The sequence below is a fragment of the Streptomyces sp. SYSU D01066-1 genome (genome assembly GCF_054956795.1).
Map to the genome: position 1 here is coordinate 164,639 of NZ_JBUDHV010000011.1, position 14,643 is coordinate 179,281.

Annotated in this window: 13 protein-coding genes; 7 read left to right on the plus strand and 6 right to left on the minus strand. The window is 75.4% G+C overall.

What is annotated here, in order from left to right:
* Positions 1-14: 14 nt before the first annotated feature.
* Positions 15-1,943 (minus strand): hypothetical protein, encoded by a 1,929-nt coding sequence (locus ACY1JF_RS14075; protein ID WP_462705426.1) that lies wholly within the window; start codon positions 1,941-1,943, stop codon positions 15-17.
* 50 nt (positions 1,944-1,993) lie between these two features.
* A complete protein-coding gene (locus ACY1JF_RS14080; RefSeq protein WP_462705427.1) occupies positions 1,994-2,497 on the minus strand; it encodes a tetratricopeptide repeat protein in 504 nt (167 codons plus the stop codon).
* A gap of 125 nt (positions 2,498-2,622) precedes the next feature.
* On the opposite strand from ACY1JF_RS14080, the gene ACY1JF_RS14085 reads away from it, so the two are divergent.
* Positions 2,623-3,045, plus strand: a complete 423-nt coding sequence (locus ACY1JF_RS14085; protein ID WP_462705428.1) for a hypothetical protein — start codon at positions 2,623-2,625, stop codon at positions 3,043-3,045.
* 56 nt (positions 3,046-3,101) lie between these two features.
* Here the strand turns inward: ACY1JF_RS14085 and ACY1JF_RS14090 are convergent, their stop codons facing one another.
* The 4 genes from ACY1JF_RS14090 to ACY1JF_RS14105 form a co-directional block, all read right to left on the minus strand.
* Positions 3,102-4,607 carry a DUF1996 domain-containing protein gene (locus tag ACY1JF_RS14090; protein WP_462705429.1) on the minus strand — a complete coding sequence of 502 codons (1,506 nt, stop codon included), beginning with the start codon at positions 4,605-4,607 and terminating at the stop codon, positions 3,102-3,104.
* Between the two features lie 304 nt (positions 4,608-4,911).
* A complete protein-coding gene (locus ACY1JF_RS14095; protein ID WP_462705430.1) occupies positions 4,912-5,454 on the minus strand; it encodes a winged helix-turn-helix domain-containing protein in 543 nt (180 codons plus the stop codon).
* 319 nt (positions 5,455-5,773) lie between these two features.
* On the minus strand, positions 5,774-6,805 hold the full coding sequence (gene glnII / locus ACY1JF_RS14100; protein ID WP_462705431.1) for a glutamine synthetase: 1,032 nt from the start codon (positions 6,803-6,805) through the stop codon (positions 5,774-5,776).
* Positions 6,806-7,138: 333 nt separating this feature from the next.
* Positions 7,139-7,501: an arsenate reductase family protein gene (locus ACY1JF_RS14105; RefSeq protein WP_462705432.1), complete on the minus strand. Its 363-nt coding sequence runs from the start codon at positions 7,499-7,501 to the stop codon at positions 7,139-7,141.
* Positions 7,502-7,682: 181 nt separating this feature from the next.
* Between ACY1JF_RS14105 and ACY1JF_RS14110 the strand changes: the two genes are divergently transcribed.
* The 6 genes from ACY1JF_RS14110 to ACY1JF_RS14135 all read left to right on the plus strand — a co-directional run bounded on the left by ACY1JF_RS14110 (position 7,683) and on the right by ACY1JF_RS14135 (position 14,210).
* On the plus strand, positions 7,683-7,997 hold the full coding sequence (locus tag ACY1JF_RS14110; protein WP_462705433.1) for a hypothetical protein: 315 nt from the start codon (positions 7,683-7,685) through the stop codon (positions 7,995-7,997).
* A 224-nt stretch (positions 7,998-8,221) separates the two neighbouring features.
* Positions 8,222-9,454 carry a sensor histidine kinase gene (locus tag ACY1JF_RS14115; RefSeq protein ID WP_462705434.1) on the plus strand — a complete coding sequence of 411 codons (1,233 nt, stop codon included), beginning with the start codon at positions 8,222-8,224 and terminating at the stop codon, positions 9,452-9,454.
* Between the two features lie 85 nt (positions 9,455-9,539).
* Positions 9,540-10,214 carry a response regulator gene (locus ACY1JF_RS14120; RefSeq protein WP_462705435.1) on the plus strand — a complete coding sequence of 225 codons (675 nt, stop codon included), beginning with the start codon at positions 9,540-9,542 and terminating at the stop codon, positions 10,212-10,214.
* A gap of 174 nt (positions 10,215-10,388) precedes the next feature.
* A complete protein-coding gene (locus ACY1JF_RS14125; RefSeq protein ID WP_462705436.1) occupies positions 10,389-10,850 on the plus strand; it encodes a hypothetical protein in 462 nt (153 codons plus the stop codon).
* 85 nt (positions 10,851-10,935) lie between these two features.
* Positions 10,936-11,640 carry an ABC transporter ATP-binding protein gene (locus ACY1JF_RS14130; protein WP_462705463.1) on the plus strand — a complete coding sequence of 235 codons (705 nt, stop codon included), beginning with the start codon at positions 10,936-10,938 and terminating at the stop codon, positions 11,638-11,640.
* Complete coding sequence (locus tag ACY1JF_RS14135; RefSeq protein WP_462705437.1) at positions 11,637-14,210, plus strand: FtsX-like permease family protein; 2,574 nt, start codon at positions 11,637-11,639, stop codon at positions 14,208-14,210. Before ACY1JF_RS14130 ends, ACY1JF_RS14135 begins: the two co-directional genes overlap by 4 nt.
* Positions 14,211-14,643: the final 433 nt, after the last annotated feature.

Genomic DNA, 14,643 nt, shown 5'->3' on the forward strand with positions numbered 1-14,643 from the left:
CAGATCGCAAGTGCCTAGTGCAGGCCGTCCACCGTCCGGCCGTCCTCCAGGGTGCCCGTCAGTCCGGCCCGCGCCCCCTGCTCGGCCTCGGCCGCCAGTACGTTGCCGTCGGCGAAGGCGTCGATGCCGCCGGTCGCCCGGACCGAGGACACCGCCTCGCTGCCCGCGGCCAGCAGGTACCAGCCGTTCTCCGCCGACTTCCACAGCACCCCGGCCAGCACCCGCGGCGCGCGCTCGCCGCACTCCGGCACGTCCACGGCCTTCGCCGCCACCGTCCCGTACCGGCCGCCCGGCGTGTGGAACTGGACGAGCACCCTCGCCCCGGTGCCCCGCCAGGTCTCCGCCCGTGTGCACACCCAGGTCGCCGTCCCGGTCGCGTGCGGCAGCCGCTGCTTCGCGAACTCCCAGGCGTTCACCGTCCGCACCCCCTGCCCGCGCACCGCGCCCAGCGAGCAGGCGTACGGCGCCCAGGCCCGCCGCTCCTTCGCCCCGGACACCTCCCCGGCCGCGCCGGGACGCCCGGCGGTGAGGCGGGCCGGGACCAGTTCGCCGAGGTCGCTCACCAGGCGGGTGGTGGAGCCGTCGGTCAGCTCCAGCGCGTTCCAGGAGGCGCAGTCGCCCGGCCGCTGGACCGGGCCGGCCAGCGGGGCCGTCACCCCGTCCGTCAGGGGCAGTTCCGTCGCGTCGGCGTCCGGCTCGGTCAGGTCCCGCTCGGCCGCCTTCGTCACCCACGGCGCGGTCAGATAGCGCACGTCGCCGTCCGTCCGGCCCAGGACCACCGCGGTCGCCCCGTCCCGTCCGGCCCCGTCGGCCCGCGCCAGGTCGAGGGCGGCCCCGGCGGCGGAGTCCCTCGGCTCGGCGTAGCGGACGACGCGCAGACCGTCGTACAGGAGCACGACGCGGGCGGCGTCGACGGTGCCCGCGTACAGCAGCTGGGGCGGGCCGGGCGGGCCGCCGGACGGGGTGCCCGGCGTCGTCGAGACCCGGACGGTGTCGCCGGGGCGGGCCCAGACGGCCAGGGCGCGGCGCAGCAGCCCCCGGTCGCCGGTGCGGTCGCCGCGGGCCGGCCACACGGAGAAGTCGGTGCGCGCGGAGGTCCGCCAGGCGGTGGGGGAGACCTCGGTGAGCCTGCCGGGGTCCAGGGCGGCCCGCGCCGACGCGTTGTGCGTGTACGGCGGTGCGGCGGCGCCGTCCGGACCCCGGCCGTCGCCGGGCGGGCCGAGCAGCGCCCCGCCCGCCACCAGCGCCGCCCCGGCGGCGAGCGCCATCCGCAGACGCCGGCGGCGGCGCATCAGGTCGGTCGGCCGCGCCTGGAGCGAGCAGGGGTCGAACTCGGGGGAGGACAGCAGCGCGTACCACTCCCGGGTGGCGGGGAGCGAACCGGCCTCGGCCAGCGCCGCCGCCCCGTCGGCGACGCCCGCGGCGGCGAGCACCTGCCGTACCCCGGCGTCGGACAGCTCCTCCAGGCCGCGCAGCGCGTACGCGGCCCGCGCCGGGCCGGACAGCGCGGACAGGGCCCGGTCCAGGGCGAGTCCGTCGGCGCCGCCGGGGTGCGGGAAGAGGCGCAGGCCCCAGACCCGAGGGAGCGGCGGCGGCAGCTGGGAGCGCCTGGGCCACGCCCGGCGCCGCGGCGGCAGGCCCGCCTCCAGCGCCGTGCGCACCACCCGCTGCCGGACCAGGACGTACCCCGGGTCGGCCGCGCGGCCGGCGGACCGGGCCGGGGCCGCGGGGGCGGGGGTGCGGTCGCGGGGCAGGGCGCGCTGGACGAGGGCGTGCGCGGTCAGGACGCGCCGGGTCCGGCTCAGGGTGGGCGGCAGCACCAGGTAGGCGAGCCGGGCCAGCCGGGGATAGTGCTCGACGAGCGCGGCCTCGGCCTGTCCGACGTCGACGACCGGGTCGCCGGCAAACGGTGCGGGGCGCGGGGCTGCATCCTGTGACTGCACATCCAGCGAAACGAGCCGGCGGGCGGTTGGTCACCGGGCCGCGGGACCCCTCAGGGTTCCACCAGCGCCCGCGCGTAGGCGGCCGTCGAGCGCCGGTAGCGCGGCAGGTGCGGGGCGAGCGCGCCCGGCACCAGGGCCAGGCCCTCGCGGTCGCGGCCGAGGGAGGACAGGCACAGGGCGAGGGTGGCTCGTACGGCGTCGTCCAACTCGTCGGAGGGCGCGTCCAGTCCGGGCGTCAGCAGCTCCATGCCCTCGGCGGCCCGGCCCGTGTTCCGCAGGGAGCTGGCCGGCTGGATCCTCGCCCGGCGGGCCTTGTACGCGCCGACCTCGCCCAGCCCGTCCGCCAGCGCCCGCCGGTACAGGGGGACGGCGCGGTCGGACCGGCCGGCCGAGTCCCAGGCGCGGGCCCGCTCGAAGGGGCCGAGCGGACTGTCCCCGGGCAGCTCGGCGGCCAGCGCGTCGATCACGGCGCGGAAAGCCGCCGGGTCCTGGCCGGGATCGTCCTCGAAGGCGGACCGGGCGGCGGTGACACGGTCGTCCCAGCCGGCGTTCACGGGCACCACCCTCGCACACCGAGTGCCCTCCGTCCCTGAGTACTTCGCGCCGCGCGGACGTACCGAGGGCGAGGGCCCCGGCCGGGGCCCGTGCGGCATGGCGCCGGAAGGGACCGGAGGAACACATGAGGCTGACCCGACGAACGGTGCTCGCGTGCGCCGGCGCGGTGGCGCTGCTCGCGCTGACCGGCTGTGGCGCAGGCGCGGACGGCGAGGCGGCGGCCGTGCCGCCGACGGCGACGGGGAGCCTGGAGCACCTGGCCGCCGAGGCGCGCTGCGAGCCGGACCTGCAGACCGACGCCGACGAGATCCGCCAGGCCGTCTGCGAGCAGGGGAAGGAGCGGTACGTCCTGGCCACCTTCGCCACCGACCGGGGCCAGCGCGAGTGGATCAACACGGCCAAGGACTACGGCGGTTACTACCTCGTCGGCCGTAAGTGGGTGGCCGTCGGCCACGAGGACGTGGTGGCGGGCCTGCGCGCCTCGCTCGGCGGCACCCTGGAGCAGGGCGCCGACCACGGCGGTCACGGCGGTCACAGCGGTCACTGAACGGGGAGGGCCGGTGACGGGAGACCCGCCACCGGCCCTCAGGGGGACGAGGACGTCTACTCGCAGTCCTCACCGCTGTTGATGCACCGCACGACCTCGTCCATCAGTTCCTCGTCCATGACGTTGATGAAGTCGTTGTGGTCGGTGATCGGCTTGTGCAGCTGCTCCGGGAAGCCGTCCACCGCGTACGCGTTCTTCACCTGGCCGTTCTTCACGGTCGGGGTGGGCACGTCGTACACCAGGCGGACCTGGAGCTGCGGGATGGCCTGGAAGCCGCCGGGGCAGCCGCCGTCGGCCTGGACGAAGGCGACGTGGTCGCGGTGGTTGGCGCTGTCGATGTTCTGGCCGTCCCAGCAGGACTGGAAGTTGGCCGTGCGCACCACCTGGCTGCCGTCCGGGCACAGCGGGTACTTGTCGGTCAGCTGGCGGTCCTCGAAGCCGGTGCAGCTCCACGCGGTGTTGGCGTTGGCGAGGCCGTTGGTGAACGCCTTGGCGTCGCCGGTGATGACGCGCAGGAACTTCGGCATCGCCACCACGTCGCCCTGCTTGTTGCCGACGAACCTGATCTCGGCCTGCCGCGCCTTGAGGATCTTGCCGACGTTGCCCTCGGCGCCGCCGCCCAGGTCACCGGCGTCGAACTCCTCGGTGCCGTCCTGGAGCCGCAGCACCGGCCAGTAGTACGTCGACCTGTCGCCCTGGTTCTGGCAGGAGGTGTCGGCGGCGGCCAGGTCGTCGTCGCTCGCGAAGGCGTCGTTGCCCTGGTTGCCGACGTAGTCGTGGGTGTGGTGGGCGCCGTTGTCCACGCCGGGGGCGACGATCAGGTTGTCGCTGTTGTGCAGGTCGTTCTCGTTGACGCCGCACACGGTGGTGAAGGTGCCGGTGGAGCCGGTGTCCCCGTTGGCGGCCAGGCCGTTGGGGCCCGGGAATCCGTTCGGCTCGACGGTGGTGATGTCGACGAAGTCGTCGGCCACCGGCCCGGTCGCGCCGTTGCCGTTGTCGTCGGGCGCCTGGCTCTCCTCCGGGTCCGGCTCCTGGCCCTGCCCGCCGTCGCCCTGGCCGCCGTTGCCGTTCCCGTTGCCGTCGTTCGGCTGGTCGGCGCCCATGCCCTTGCAGCCGGCGAACCGGCCCAGGCCCCGCGGGGCCTGGCCGCCGGCCCGGCGGATGTCGGTGCCGATCCGGTCCAGGACCGCGGTCCGCTTGGACTTCAGGGGCCCGAGGATCGCGTTCTGCACGAAGCCGGGATCGCCGTCCTGCGCCTGGCGGGTGGCGGCGAGGCGCGCGTACGCCTCGGTGATCTGCTGGTCGAGCCGGGCCAGCTCCCGGTCCACCCCGGCGCGCGCCCCCCTGGGCACGTTCCGCAGTCTCTGGCCGACGTCCGGGCACTGGATGGTGGCGACCCGGGCGGTGGCGGCCCGGGTCCGGGCGTGGCCGTCGTCCTTCTCGTGCGCCGACGCGTAGAAATTGGCCCAGACCAGCCCGCCCCCACCGAGCGCCAGGGCCGCTGTCCCGGCCATGACCTTGGTGGCCAGTGGCGTACGGCGTTTTCTTGTATTGCGTCCCATGGAACTCCTCTGTTCCTTGCGGGGCATCGAGGCGCCCGACAGGAGTGAAGCGGCGCCCTTCCATACGCAAGGCGTCCCACGGGTGTTCAACCGTCCCGGTGACCGACGTCCGGCACGGCGGTCACCGGTCCCCGCCGGGAGGGGCCGGCGCCGCCGGGACCCGCCGGCCGCCGCCGTCGGGGACCTTCGGGCCGGGCTTGGCGAGGAGGCCGGCGGTGTGCGGCCGGCCCGGTCCGGCACCGCGCGCCACCGAGCCCGGGGCCGGGGGCGGTGCCGGGCAGGTCCCCGGCCGCGGGAGGGCGGTTCAACGCCCGGACGACGGCGTGTACTTGTAGCCGACGCGGCGCACGGTCTGGATCGCGCCGCGGTGTTCGGCGCCCAGCTTGCGGCGCAGCCGGGCGACGTGGACGTCGACGGTGCGGCCGTCGCCCACGTGGCCGTACCCCCACACCGTGGAGACCAGCTGGTCGCGGGTGTGCACCCGGTGCGGGTGGGCGACGAAGTGGGCGAGCAGTTCGAACTCCAGATAGGTCAGGTCGAGTTCGCGTCCGGCGACGGAGGCGGTGCGGTGCGCGGTGTCGATCCGCACCAGCGGGTCGGCGTCGGTGGTGTCCGGCTCCTCCGGCGCGGTGAACGGCGGCTGCCGGTCGGCCGGTACGAGCACCAGGTACCCGACCATCGGCGGCCGGCCCGGCAGGGCGGGCAGGGCGTGCGGCGGGGCGGGCAGCCAGGTGGCGCCGGGCGGCAGCAGGTCCGCGACGTCGATCGTCTCGTCCCGGTCGACGGCCCGCAGCCGGTACCGGGTGCCGTGCGGGACGGAAGCGAGGGAAGGGGAGGTGGTCGCCATGAGGGGTCAGCTCTTTCGCGCGAGGGTTCGTCGGAAGGGCGACGGGCGCGAGTCCATGCGGGGTCGCGCGCATCGCGGACGTACGGCGTGCGCGCCGGCCGGAGGCCGGGGTTACGGCTTCACGGGGCCGCGCGCGGGGAAGGCGCGACAACACACCCGGTCGAAGTCGTGGTGCTGACGGGACGGCCAGAAGGGCTCCAGGTCACGGCGACCCGGCGCGTGCTGCTTCTGAAGGCTGGCCATGCCCCCATTGAACCACCACAGGGGCGTCCACCGCGACGGTGGACGCCCCTGGGATCGGTCGTGAGGGGGGAGCCGGTCAGACCTGGCCGGCCTTCTCCAGGGCCGCGCAGCAGGTGTCGACGAGGAGGCGGGTCACCACGTACGGGTCGACGTTGGCGTTGGGCCGGCGGTCCTCGATGTAGCCCTTGCCGTCCTTCTCGACCTGCCAGGGGATGCGGACCGAGGCGCCGCGGTCGGAGACGCCGTAGCTGTACTCGTTCCACGGGGCGGTCTCGTGCAGGCCGGTGAGGCGGTCGTCGATGCCGGCGCCGTAGTTCTTGACGTGGTCCAGCGGCTTGGAGCCCTCGCCGAGCGACTCGGCGGCGGTGACGATGGCGTCGTAGCCCTCGCGCATCGCCTTGGTGGAGAAGTTGGTGTGCGCGCCCGCGCCGTTCCAGTCGCCCTTGACCGGCTTGGGGTCCAGGGTGGCGGCGACGTCGAAGTCCTCGGCGGTGCGGTAGAGCAGCCAGCGGGCCACCCACAGCTGGTCGGAGACCTCCAGCGGGGCGAGCGGGCCGACCTGGAACTCCCACTGGCCGGGCATGACCTCGGCGTTGATGCCGGAGATGCCCAGGCCCGCCTTCAGGCAGTTCTCCAGGTGGGCCTCGACGACGTCACGGCCGAAGATCTCGTCGGCGCCGACACCGCAGTAGTAGCCGCCCTGGGGGGCCGGGAAGCCGCCCTTGGGGAAGCCGAGCGGGTAGCCGTCCTTGAAGAAGGTGTACTCCTGCTCGATGCCGAAGATCGGCTCCTGCGCGGCGTAGCGCTCGGCGGTCTCGGCCAGCGCGGCGCGGGTGTTGGTCGGGTGCGGGACCATGTCCGTGTCCAGGACCTCGCACAGGACGAGCACGTCGTCGCCGCCGCGGATCGGGTCCGGGCAGGTGAAGACCGGCTTGAGCACACAGTCCGAGGAGCGGCCCTCGGCCTGGTTGGTGGAGGAACCGTCGAAGCCCCAGATCGGCAGGGCGTCCAGACCGGCCGGGGCGCCCGTGATGATCTTCGTTTTGGAACGGAGCTTGGCCGTCGGCGCGGTGCCGTCGATCCAGATGTACTCGGCCTTGAAGGTCACGGGGACACATCCTTCGGGTGGGTCTGGGCGCACGTGCGGGTGCTGGTGCTGGGGCGCTGCCGCACCGGAGCGCCGCGGTGATGCCCGGCAGCCTGTCAACGGGCGGTTTCCCGGCCATTGCCCGTTTGTGAACCCCGTGTTACCTGGGGGTGGTGTGGCGCGGCTCACGGTGTGAGGGGTCCCCCGGGGGTCCCTCGGGGGTCCCCTGGGGGTACCGCCGGGTCGGCGCGGCGCGGGGAACGGCGCGGGGTCCCGGCGCCGGGGCCGGTGCTCGTATGCGACACGCGGGGGAGGGGCGCGGGCGGGGACCGCCGCCCGCGCGAGGCCCGGCGCCTACTGCCGCGACAGCGCGTCCCGGACCGCCTCGTCGGTGCGGGCGACGACGGCCGTGCCGTCGTCCGCGGTGATGATCGGCCGCTGGATCAGCTCCGGGTGCTCGGCGAGCGCCGCGATCCAGCGCTCGCGCGAGCCGGCCTCCCGGGGCCACTCCTTCAGCCCGAGCTCCCCGGCGGCGGCCTCCCGCATGCGGGTGATGTCCCACGGTTCGAGACCGAGACGGGTGAGGACCTCGCGGATCTCGTCCGCGCTCGGCACGTCCTCCAGGTAGCGGCGGACCGTGTAGTCGGCCCCCTCGGCGTCCAGCACGCTGATCGCGCTGCGGCACTTCGAGCAGGCGGGATTGATCCAGATCTCCATGCCGACACGGTAGCCCGCGCGCTCTGGAAACCCGTTCGCCACACCGGCCCCCGCACCCCCGAAAGCCCTGCTGGCCAGGGGGTTTTGTCAGTGCCCGGCAGTAGAATTGAAGCAGTGTTCGAGGGAATCGCCGGAGGCGCCGAGGCCCCCGTGCGACCCCGACCGCGACAGGAGGATGCCCGTGCCCGCTGCCGCACTGAAGCCGAAGCCCCTGCCCACCCAGTCCACCGCGAAGCGCCCCGTACCGCTGGAACTGCCCTGCGCCCCGGTGGAGAAGCGCCCGCTCCCGGCGGGCCGCCCGCGCGAGTGGTACGTCACGCACAACCGCCGGCTCAAGGCGATGCGGCTCGCCATCGCCCTGCTCGACTCCGGCGTCTACCTGCCCGACCAGGCCCGCGACGAGGAGATCCGCAGCACGGCGCGGCTGATCGGCGTCCACCCGCCGTCGGCCGCCACGTGCCGCATGGTGCGCGCGTTCATGCGCTGCGACCGCTGAACCCCGCCCTGGGCGCCGGGCGTCCCCGATCCACGGGGCGCCCGGCGCCGCTGTGCCGCCGCACACCGGTCCCGCGCTGAGGCAGTATGGGCGCGTGAGGGGACCCCCTCGCCGCCAAGTCGCCGCGAGTCGTCGCGGAGCCCTCGCGAAGTCCTCGTGGCGCGGCGGCACTTGTGCCGGCCGGCCGTGTGGCCGCGCCCCGCCGCAGGAGAGAGGTACGACGGTTGACTGAGGAGAGGGCGGTCCCGGTCCCGTCGTCGTGGACGGTGCCGTCCGGCCGGTACGGCCGCGCCGTCGCCCGGGCCTGCGACATCGCCATGGCGCTGGTGGTCTGGGCGGCGGCGAGTCGCTACGGCCAGGACTACGACCTGGTCCTGGGCACGCTGATGGCACTGTGCCTGCCGGCCCGCAGGCGGTTCCCCGGCGCGGTGCTGGCGGCCGTCCTGGCGCTGAGCGTCGTCCAGTTCGCCCTGGACGAGCTGCCCGAACTCCCGCTGGCGTCGGCGCCCGCCGCGTACGACGTGGCCGTGCTGTTCGCCATGGTGTCGGTCGTCCACCATTCCCGGACCACCTGGTCGCCGTATCTCGCGGGCGGCGTGGTGCTGCTGGCCCCGGTGGTCGAGGCGGTGGGGGTGCCGCCCCTCGGCATCGAGCCGTCGGCCGACGTCCAGGCGCTGCTGACCTTCTGGGGACTGACGCTGACGGTCTGGCTCACGGCCTTCTCCCTGAAGACGCGGCGGCTCTACGCCGAGAGCCAGGCGGACCGCGCCCTGCGCATCCAGCGGGAACAGGAGCAGCGCGTCCGGCTGGCCGCGGCCCGGGAGCGGGCCGACATCGCCCGTGAACTGCACGACGTGGTCGCGCACAGCCTGGCCGTGATGATCCTCCAGGCCGACGGCGCCGAGTCCGTGCTGCGCAAGTCGCCGGAGACGGCCCGGTCCGCGCTGAGGACGATCGCCGCCACCGGCCGGGACGCCATCGACGACATGCACCGCATCGTCCGGGTGCTGCGCGAGGGCGACCAGGACCGCGCCGACGACGGTCCGCCACGGCGCCTGGTCACCCTCGACGAGATCGAGGTCGTCGCCGGACGCGCGCGGGCCGCCGGGCTGAGCGTGGACGTGTCCATCGAGGTCGGCGAGGGACGGCTGGCGCCGGCGGAGGAGATGACGGCCTTCCGCGTCGTCCAGGAGTGCCTCACGAACGTGCTCCGCCACGCCGGAGCCGGGGCCGGTGTCGACATCCGGCTCCACGAGGAGCGGGGCACCCTCCTGATCAGCGTCGTCGACGACGGAGCGGGCACCCTCGCCGGCCGCGGCGTCGGCGGTCACTTCGGAGGCAACGGACTGGTGGGCATGCGGGAGCGGGTGGAACTCGCCGGGGGCACCTTCGAGGCCGGCCCCCGGCTCGGCAGCGGATGGCAGGTACGTGCCTCGATCCCGACCAGGACGAAGTGACGAAGTTCCGACCGGGACGAAGTTCCGACCAGGACGAAGCGACGAATTTCCGACCAGGACGAAGCGACGGAGCAAGGACGACGTGATGACGCGGGCGGACAGACCGATCCGGGTGGCCGTGGTGGACGACCAGCCGCTGATCCGGGCCGGATTCTCCATGGTGCTGGCCGGTCAGGACGACATGGAGGTCGTCGGGGAGGCGGAGAACGGGGCGCGCGCCCTCGACCTGCTGCGCGAGGTCGAGGCGGACGTGGTCATCATGGACATCCGCATGCCCGTCATGGACGGCATCCAGGCCACCGAGCAGCTGATGCTGCGGGACGACCCGCCCGGGGTGCTGGTGCTGACCACCTTCGACAACGACGAGGACGCCTTCGCGGCGCTGCGCGCCGGAGCCGGCGGCTTCCTGCTGAAGAACGCCCCCGCCACGGAGGTCGTGAACGCCATCCGGGTCCTGGCCGCGGGGGAGTCGGTGGTGGCGCCCCGCATCACCCGGCTGCTCCTCGACCGGGTCGCGGACCGGCTGGCACCGGCGAACGAACAGGCCGGACGGCTGGACGTGCTCACCGCCCGCGAACGCGACGTGCTCACGCTGGTCGCCCGAGGACTGTCCAACGCCGAAATCGCGTCGGACCTCTACGTCGCGCAGGCCACGGTCAAGACGCACCTGGGCAACCTCATGGCCAAACTGCACCTGCGCGACCGTGCCCAGGCCGTCGCGTTCGCCTACCAGTCCGGGCTGGTCCGCCCCTCCCCCTGAGGGTGCAGAAGCACCCCCGGGTTCTGCCCCCGGGGGTGCAGGAACCACCCCGCCCGGCGGGCCAGATCCGCCGCCCCCGATCTCGGATCAGTGGCCGATGTCCGGCAGGCCGCCGAACTCCAGACTTCTCACTGCCGCCGAACGCGGCCGGGAAGACACACACTGGAGGACCCGATGAACACCACGCCCGCCACCACGCCCACCACCGCCACCGCCACCACGAAGGACAAGCGCAGGCGGACCCGCGTCGTCATCGGCGCCGCCACGGCCGTGATCGCCGCGGCCCTGGTCGCCGGGGCCGGCTACTGGTGGCAGGAGCGCAATGAACTCAGCCAGGCCTCCGCCGAGGACTGCGAGCTGGCGCAGCGCATCATCACCGAGGCCGAGCGGATCTCCACCGGGTCCGCGGCGGACGCGCGGAAGTGGTGGGAGAAGACCGGCGACGAGCGCCGCGCCCGGATGAAGGACGGCTACCTGGAAGCCAAGATCTCCAACTACGAGGGGTACGCCCTCGAAACCGCCAAGAACCCCTCCGCCGCGCCGTCCGCCAAGGAGCTGGAGCAGCTCCGGGAAGCGGCGCAGGGACACTGCTCGGCCTCCGGCGTCACCCTGTCCATGCCGCGGCTCGGCTCCTGACCCGGGTCGCGGGAACCGCCCCATGGCTGTCCACACCGTCGCCCCCGGCGGCACACCGGACGACGTCATCACCGCCACCGCCCTGGTGAAGACCTACCGCCAGGGCAGCGCCGGGGTACGGGCCCTCGACGGGGTGTCCGTCGCCGTCCGGCGTGCCCGGTTCACCGCCGTCGTCGGCCCCTCCGGGTCGGGGAAGTCGACCCTGATGCACTGCGTCGCCGGACTCGACACCGTCACCTCCGGCCGGGTCGTCCTGGACGGAACGGAGATCACCGGGCTGTCCGACCGGCAGCTGACCCGGGTGCGCCGGGAGCGGATCGGGTTCGTCTTCCAGTCGTTCAACCTGCTGCCGCAGCTGACCGCCTACGAGAACATCGTGCTGCCCGTCACCATGTCCGGCCGGCGCCCGGACCGCGCCCTGCTGGACCACCTCTGCGAGGTCCTCGGCATCGCCCACCGGCTGGCGCACCGCCCGTCCGAGCTGTCCGGGGGCCAGCAGCAGCGGGTCGCCGTGGCCCGGGCGCTGGTGTCCCGGCCGGCCGTGGTCTTCGCCGACGAACCCACCGGCAACCTCGACTCCCGGACCGGCGCCGAAGTCCTCACCCTGCTGCGCCGGTCCGTCGACGACCTCGGCCAGACGGTCGTGATGGTCACCCACGACCCCGCGGCCGCCCAGTACGCGGACCGGGTGCTGACCCTCGCGGACGGACGCGTCCGCGGCGACGAGCACACCGTCCCCTCCCGGCGGGCCGCCGCCCTCGCCGCCGGCGTCACGGGGAGGCGGCGATGAGGGGCCCGTGGCGCGCGACCGTCCTGGGCTCCCAGGTGGCGGAGCTGCTGCGGCGGCCCGGACGGTTCGCGGCGACCGGACTGTCGCTGCTGATCGCGGCGTTCACCGTCTTCGGCGCCGTCATGGCCCAGCAGATCATCACCGCGACCGTCGTCGACGGGTTCCGCGGCACGCCCGAGGCGGCGACGCTGGTGGTCACGTCCGGCGACGACGGCGAGGACATCGACGAGGCCGGGCTCCGCGCGATCCGCGAGGCGCCCGGGGTCACCGAGGCCGTCGGCCGGCTCGACGGCGGCGCCCCGCTGGACGGCAGCGCCGTCGAACGCTACCTCGAACTGTCCGCGGACCCGGGCACCGGCGCCCTGTCGGACGTACGGCTGATCGAGGGCGCGTACCCCTCCGGGCCGGGCCGGCTCGCCGTCGACACCGAGGCCGCGCGGGCCTACGGCCTGGCCCCCGGATCGTCGCTCGCCCTGCTGCGGCCCGCGTCCGACGGCGAGGGCACCGAGCGGGTGACCGTCGAGGTCAGCGGCATCGTCCGCGGCACCGCCACGGACGCGGCGGGGCCCACCGGCTACGCCCCCGGCCCCCTGCTGCGGGAACTGCTCGGCCTGTCGGGCTACTCCCGCGTCGACGTCCGCACCGACACGGCCCCGGCCTCCGGGTCCGGCTCCGCGTCCGCGGACCCCGCCGGGCGGATCCGGCAGGCGCTGCCCGGCGCGCGGGTGCGGTCCGGGGACGAGGTGCGGCAGGAGGAGGCCGACGCGGCGGTGACGGACGCGGAGGATGTCCTGGAGCTGATCACCGTCTTCCTCGGGGTCGCGGTCGGCGCGGCCGTGCTCGTCGCCACCTCCACCTTCCGCATCGTCTTCGCCCGGCGCGTACGCCGGCTGGCGCTGCTGCGCGCCGTCGGGGCGACCTCGCGGCGGCTCGCCGCCGCGCTCGTCGTCGAGGGGGCGGTGGTCGGCCTGCTGGCCGGCGCGGCCGGTGTGCTGGCGGCCTGGGGCTGCGGCCGGCTCGTCCCCGCGGTCGCCGGGCGGTTCGGCCACGACCTGTCCGCCCCCTCGGGGATTCCACCGGCGGAGGCCGTCCTCACCGTGCTCGGCACCGGTGTGCTGGCGGTCCTGGCGGTCCTGGCCCCGTCCCTGAGCGCCTCCCGGGTCTCCCCGCTGCAGGCCCTGCGCGGCGCCGCGTTCGGCCGGGCCGAGGCGGGCGGCTCCGTCCGCACCCTGCTGGGCCTGGTGTGCGCGGCGGGCGCCGCGCTCCTCGCCTGGCGGCAGTACGACGGGCTGCCCCGGCCGGGCGACGCGGAGTACGACCGCTTCGCGGCGCTGGCCGTCGTCGTGCTCTCGGGCGCCCTGGCCTTCCTGGCACTGATCGCCCTCGGCCCCCGGCTGGTCGGGCCGGTGCTGTCGGCCCTGGCCGTGCCCCTGCGCCGCACCGGTGCGGCCGGCCGGCTCGCGGTCGCGGGCGTCGGGGGAGCGCCGGGCCGGGCCGCCTCGGTCTCGGTGGTGGTCGCCCTCGGCGTCTGCCTGGTCGGCGCCACCCTGACCTGTCTCGCCTCCCTGGACGCCTACGAGCGCTACCGGCAGGCGGTGGCGGCACCCGCCGACTTCCGTCTGTACCCGAGGGACGGCGAGACACTGGACCGGTCGCTCGCCGCCGGCCTGGCCGCCCGCCCCGAACTGGCCGGCGTGACCGCGTTCCGCACGGTGGAGGCGGTCGAGGACGCCCGCACTGTCACCGTCTCCGACCTCGACCTCGGCACCGTCCGCTCCGGGGCGGACCTGACCGCCCGCGCCGGCTCCCTCGACCGCCTCGGCCCCGCCCGCGCCGTCGTGGACGCCGACCACGCCCACCGGCTCGGCGTCCGGGCCGGCGACCGGGTGACGCTGACGGTGAGGGGCCGCTCCGTCCGCCTCACCGTGGCGGCGACGCTGCCCGGGGCCGGCCCCTACGGGGGGAACTTCTTCGTCCCCGCCGCGGACCTCACCCGTATGGGGGCCGGCCCCGCGCCCACCACCGTCACCGCCGACGCCGCGGAGGACAGCGCGCAGGGGCGGATACGCGCCCAGCGGGCCATCACCGAGACCCTGACCGGACCGGAGCGCGGCGAGGGCCGGGTCATCGCCGAGGACTCGGCCGCGGCGGCCGGGGAGGCGGAGGACCTGCGGACGACGGCCACGGCCGTGATCATGGTCCTGGGCCTGACCGTCCTGGTGGCGGTCACCGGCGTCGCGACCACGGCGAGCCTCACCGTCGTCGAGCGGGGCCGCGAGTTCGCGCTGCTGCGGGCCCTGGGGCTCAGCGGAGCGGCCGTGCACCGCATGGTCACGGTCGAGTGCGCGCTCCACGGCGTACTGGGCGGGGTGCTCGGCCTGGCGCTCGGCGTGCCGTACTCCTGGCTGGTGGTCCGGGTCGCCGAGGCCGGCGCCCCGTTCCGCCTCCCCGCGGGGGAACTCGCGGCGGTCCTCACCGCCCTGGTCCTGGTGACCGCCGCCGCGGGAACGGCGCCGGCCCTCCGCGCCTCCCGGACCTCACCGACGGCCGCCGTCGCCCGGGCCGGGTGACCGGGGGCCGGCCCGCCGCGTGGCCGCGATCGGCACGGGCGGAAGCCGGCGTACCCGAGCGGCACGGTCACCGCGGTGACGCGCCCGAACACCACGGCCGTCGCCCGCCGGGACGACCGGCACCCCCGCACCGGGTCCCGACCGGTCGGGAAGGGCACCGGTGGGGAAGGGAACCGCTCCGGAAGGGCACCGGTCGGGAAGGGCACCGGTCGGGAAGGGCACCGCTCCGGGCGGGGTGCTCCTTCCGCCGCGCGGCGGGCGTCGGGGCCCGGGCGGACGGCTCCTCGCGGGCGGCCCCGCCCGCCTCGGGCCGGACTCCCGCTCCCGCCCGGCCCGTCCGGGCACCCCCGGTCCCACCCCCCCCGCCTCGTCCCGGCCGACCGCGCCGGCGAACCAGGTGACCGGAGTCCGCGCACACAACAGCGGCCCCCGT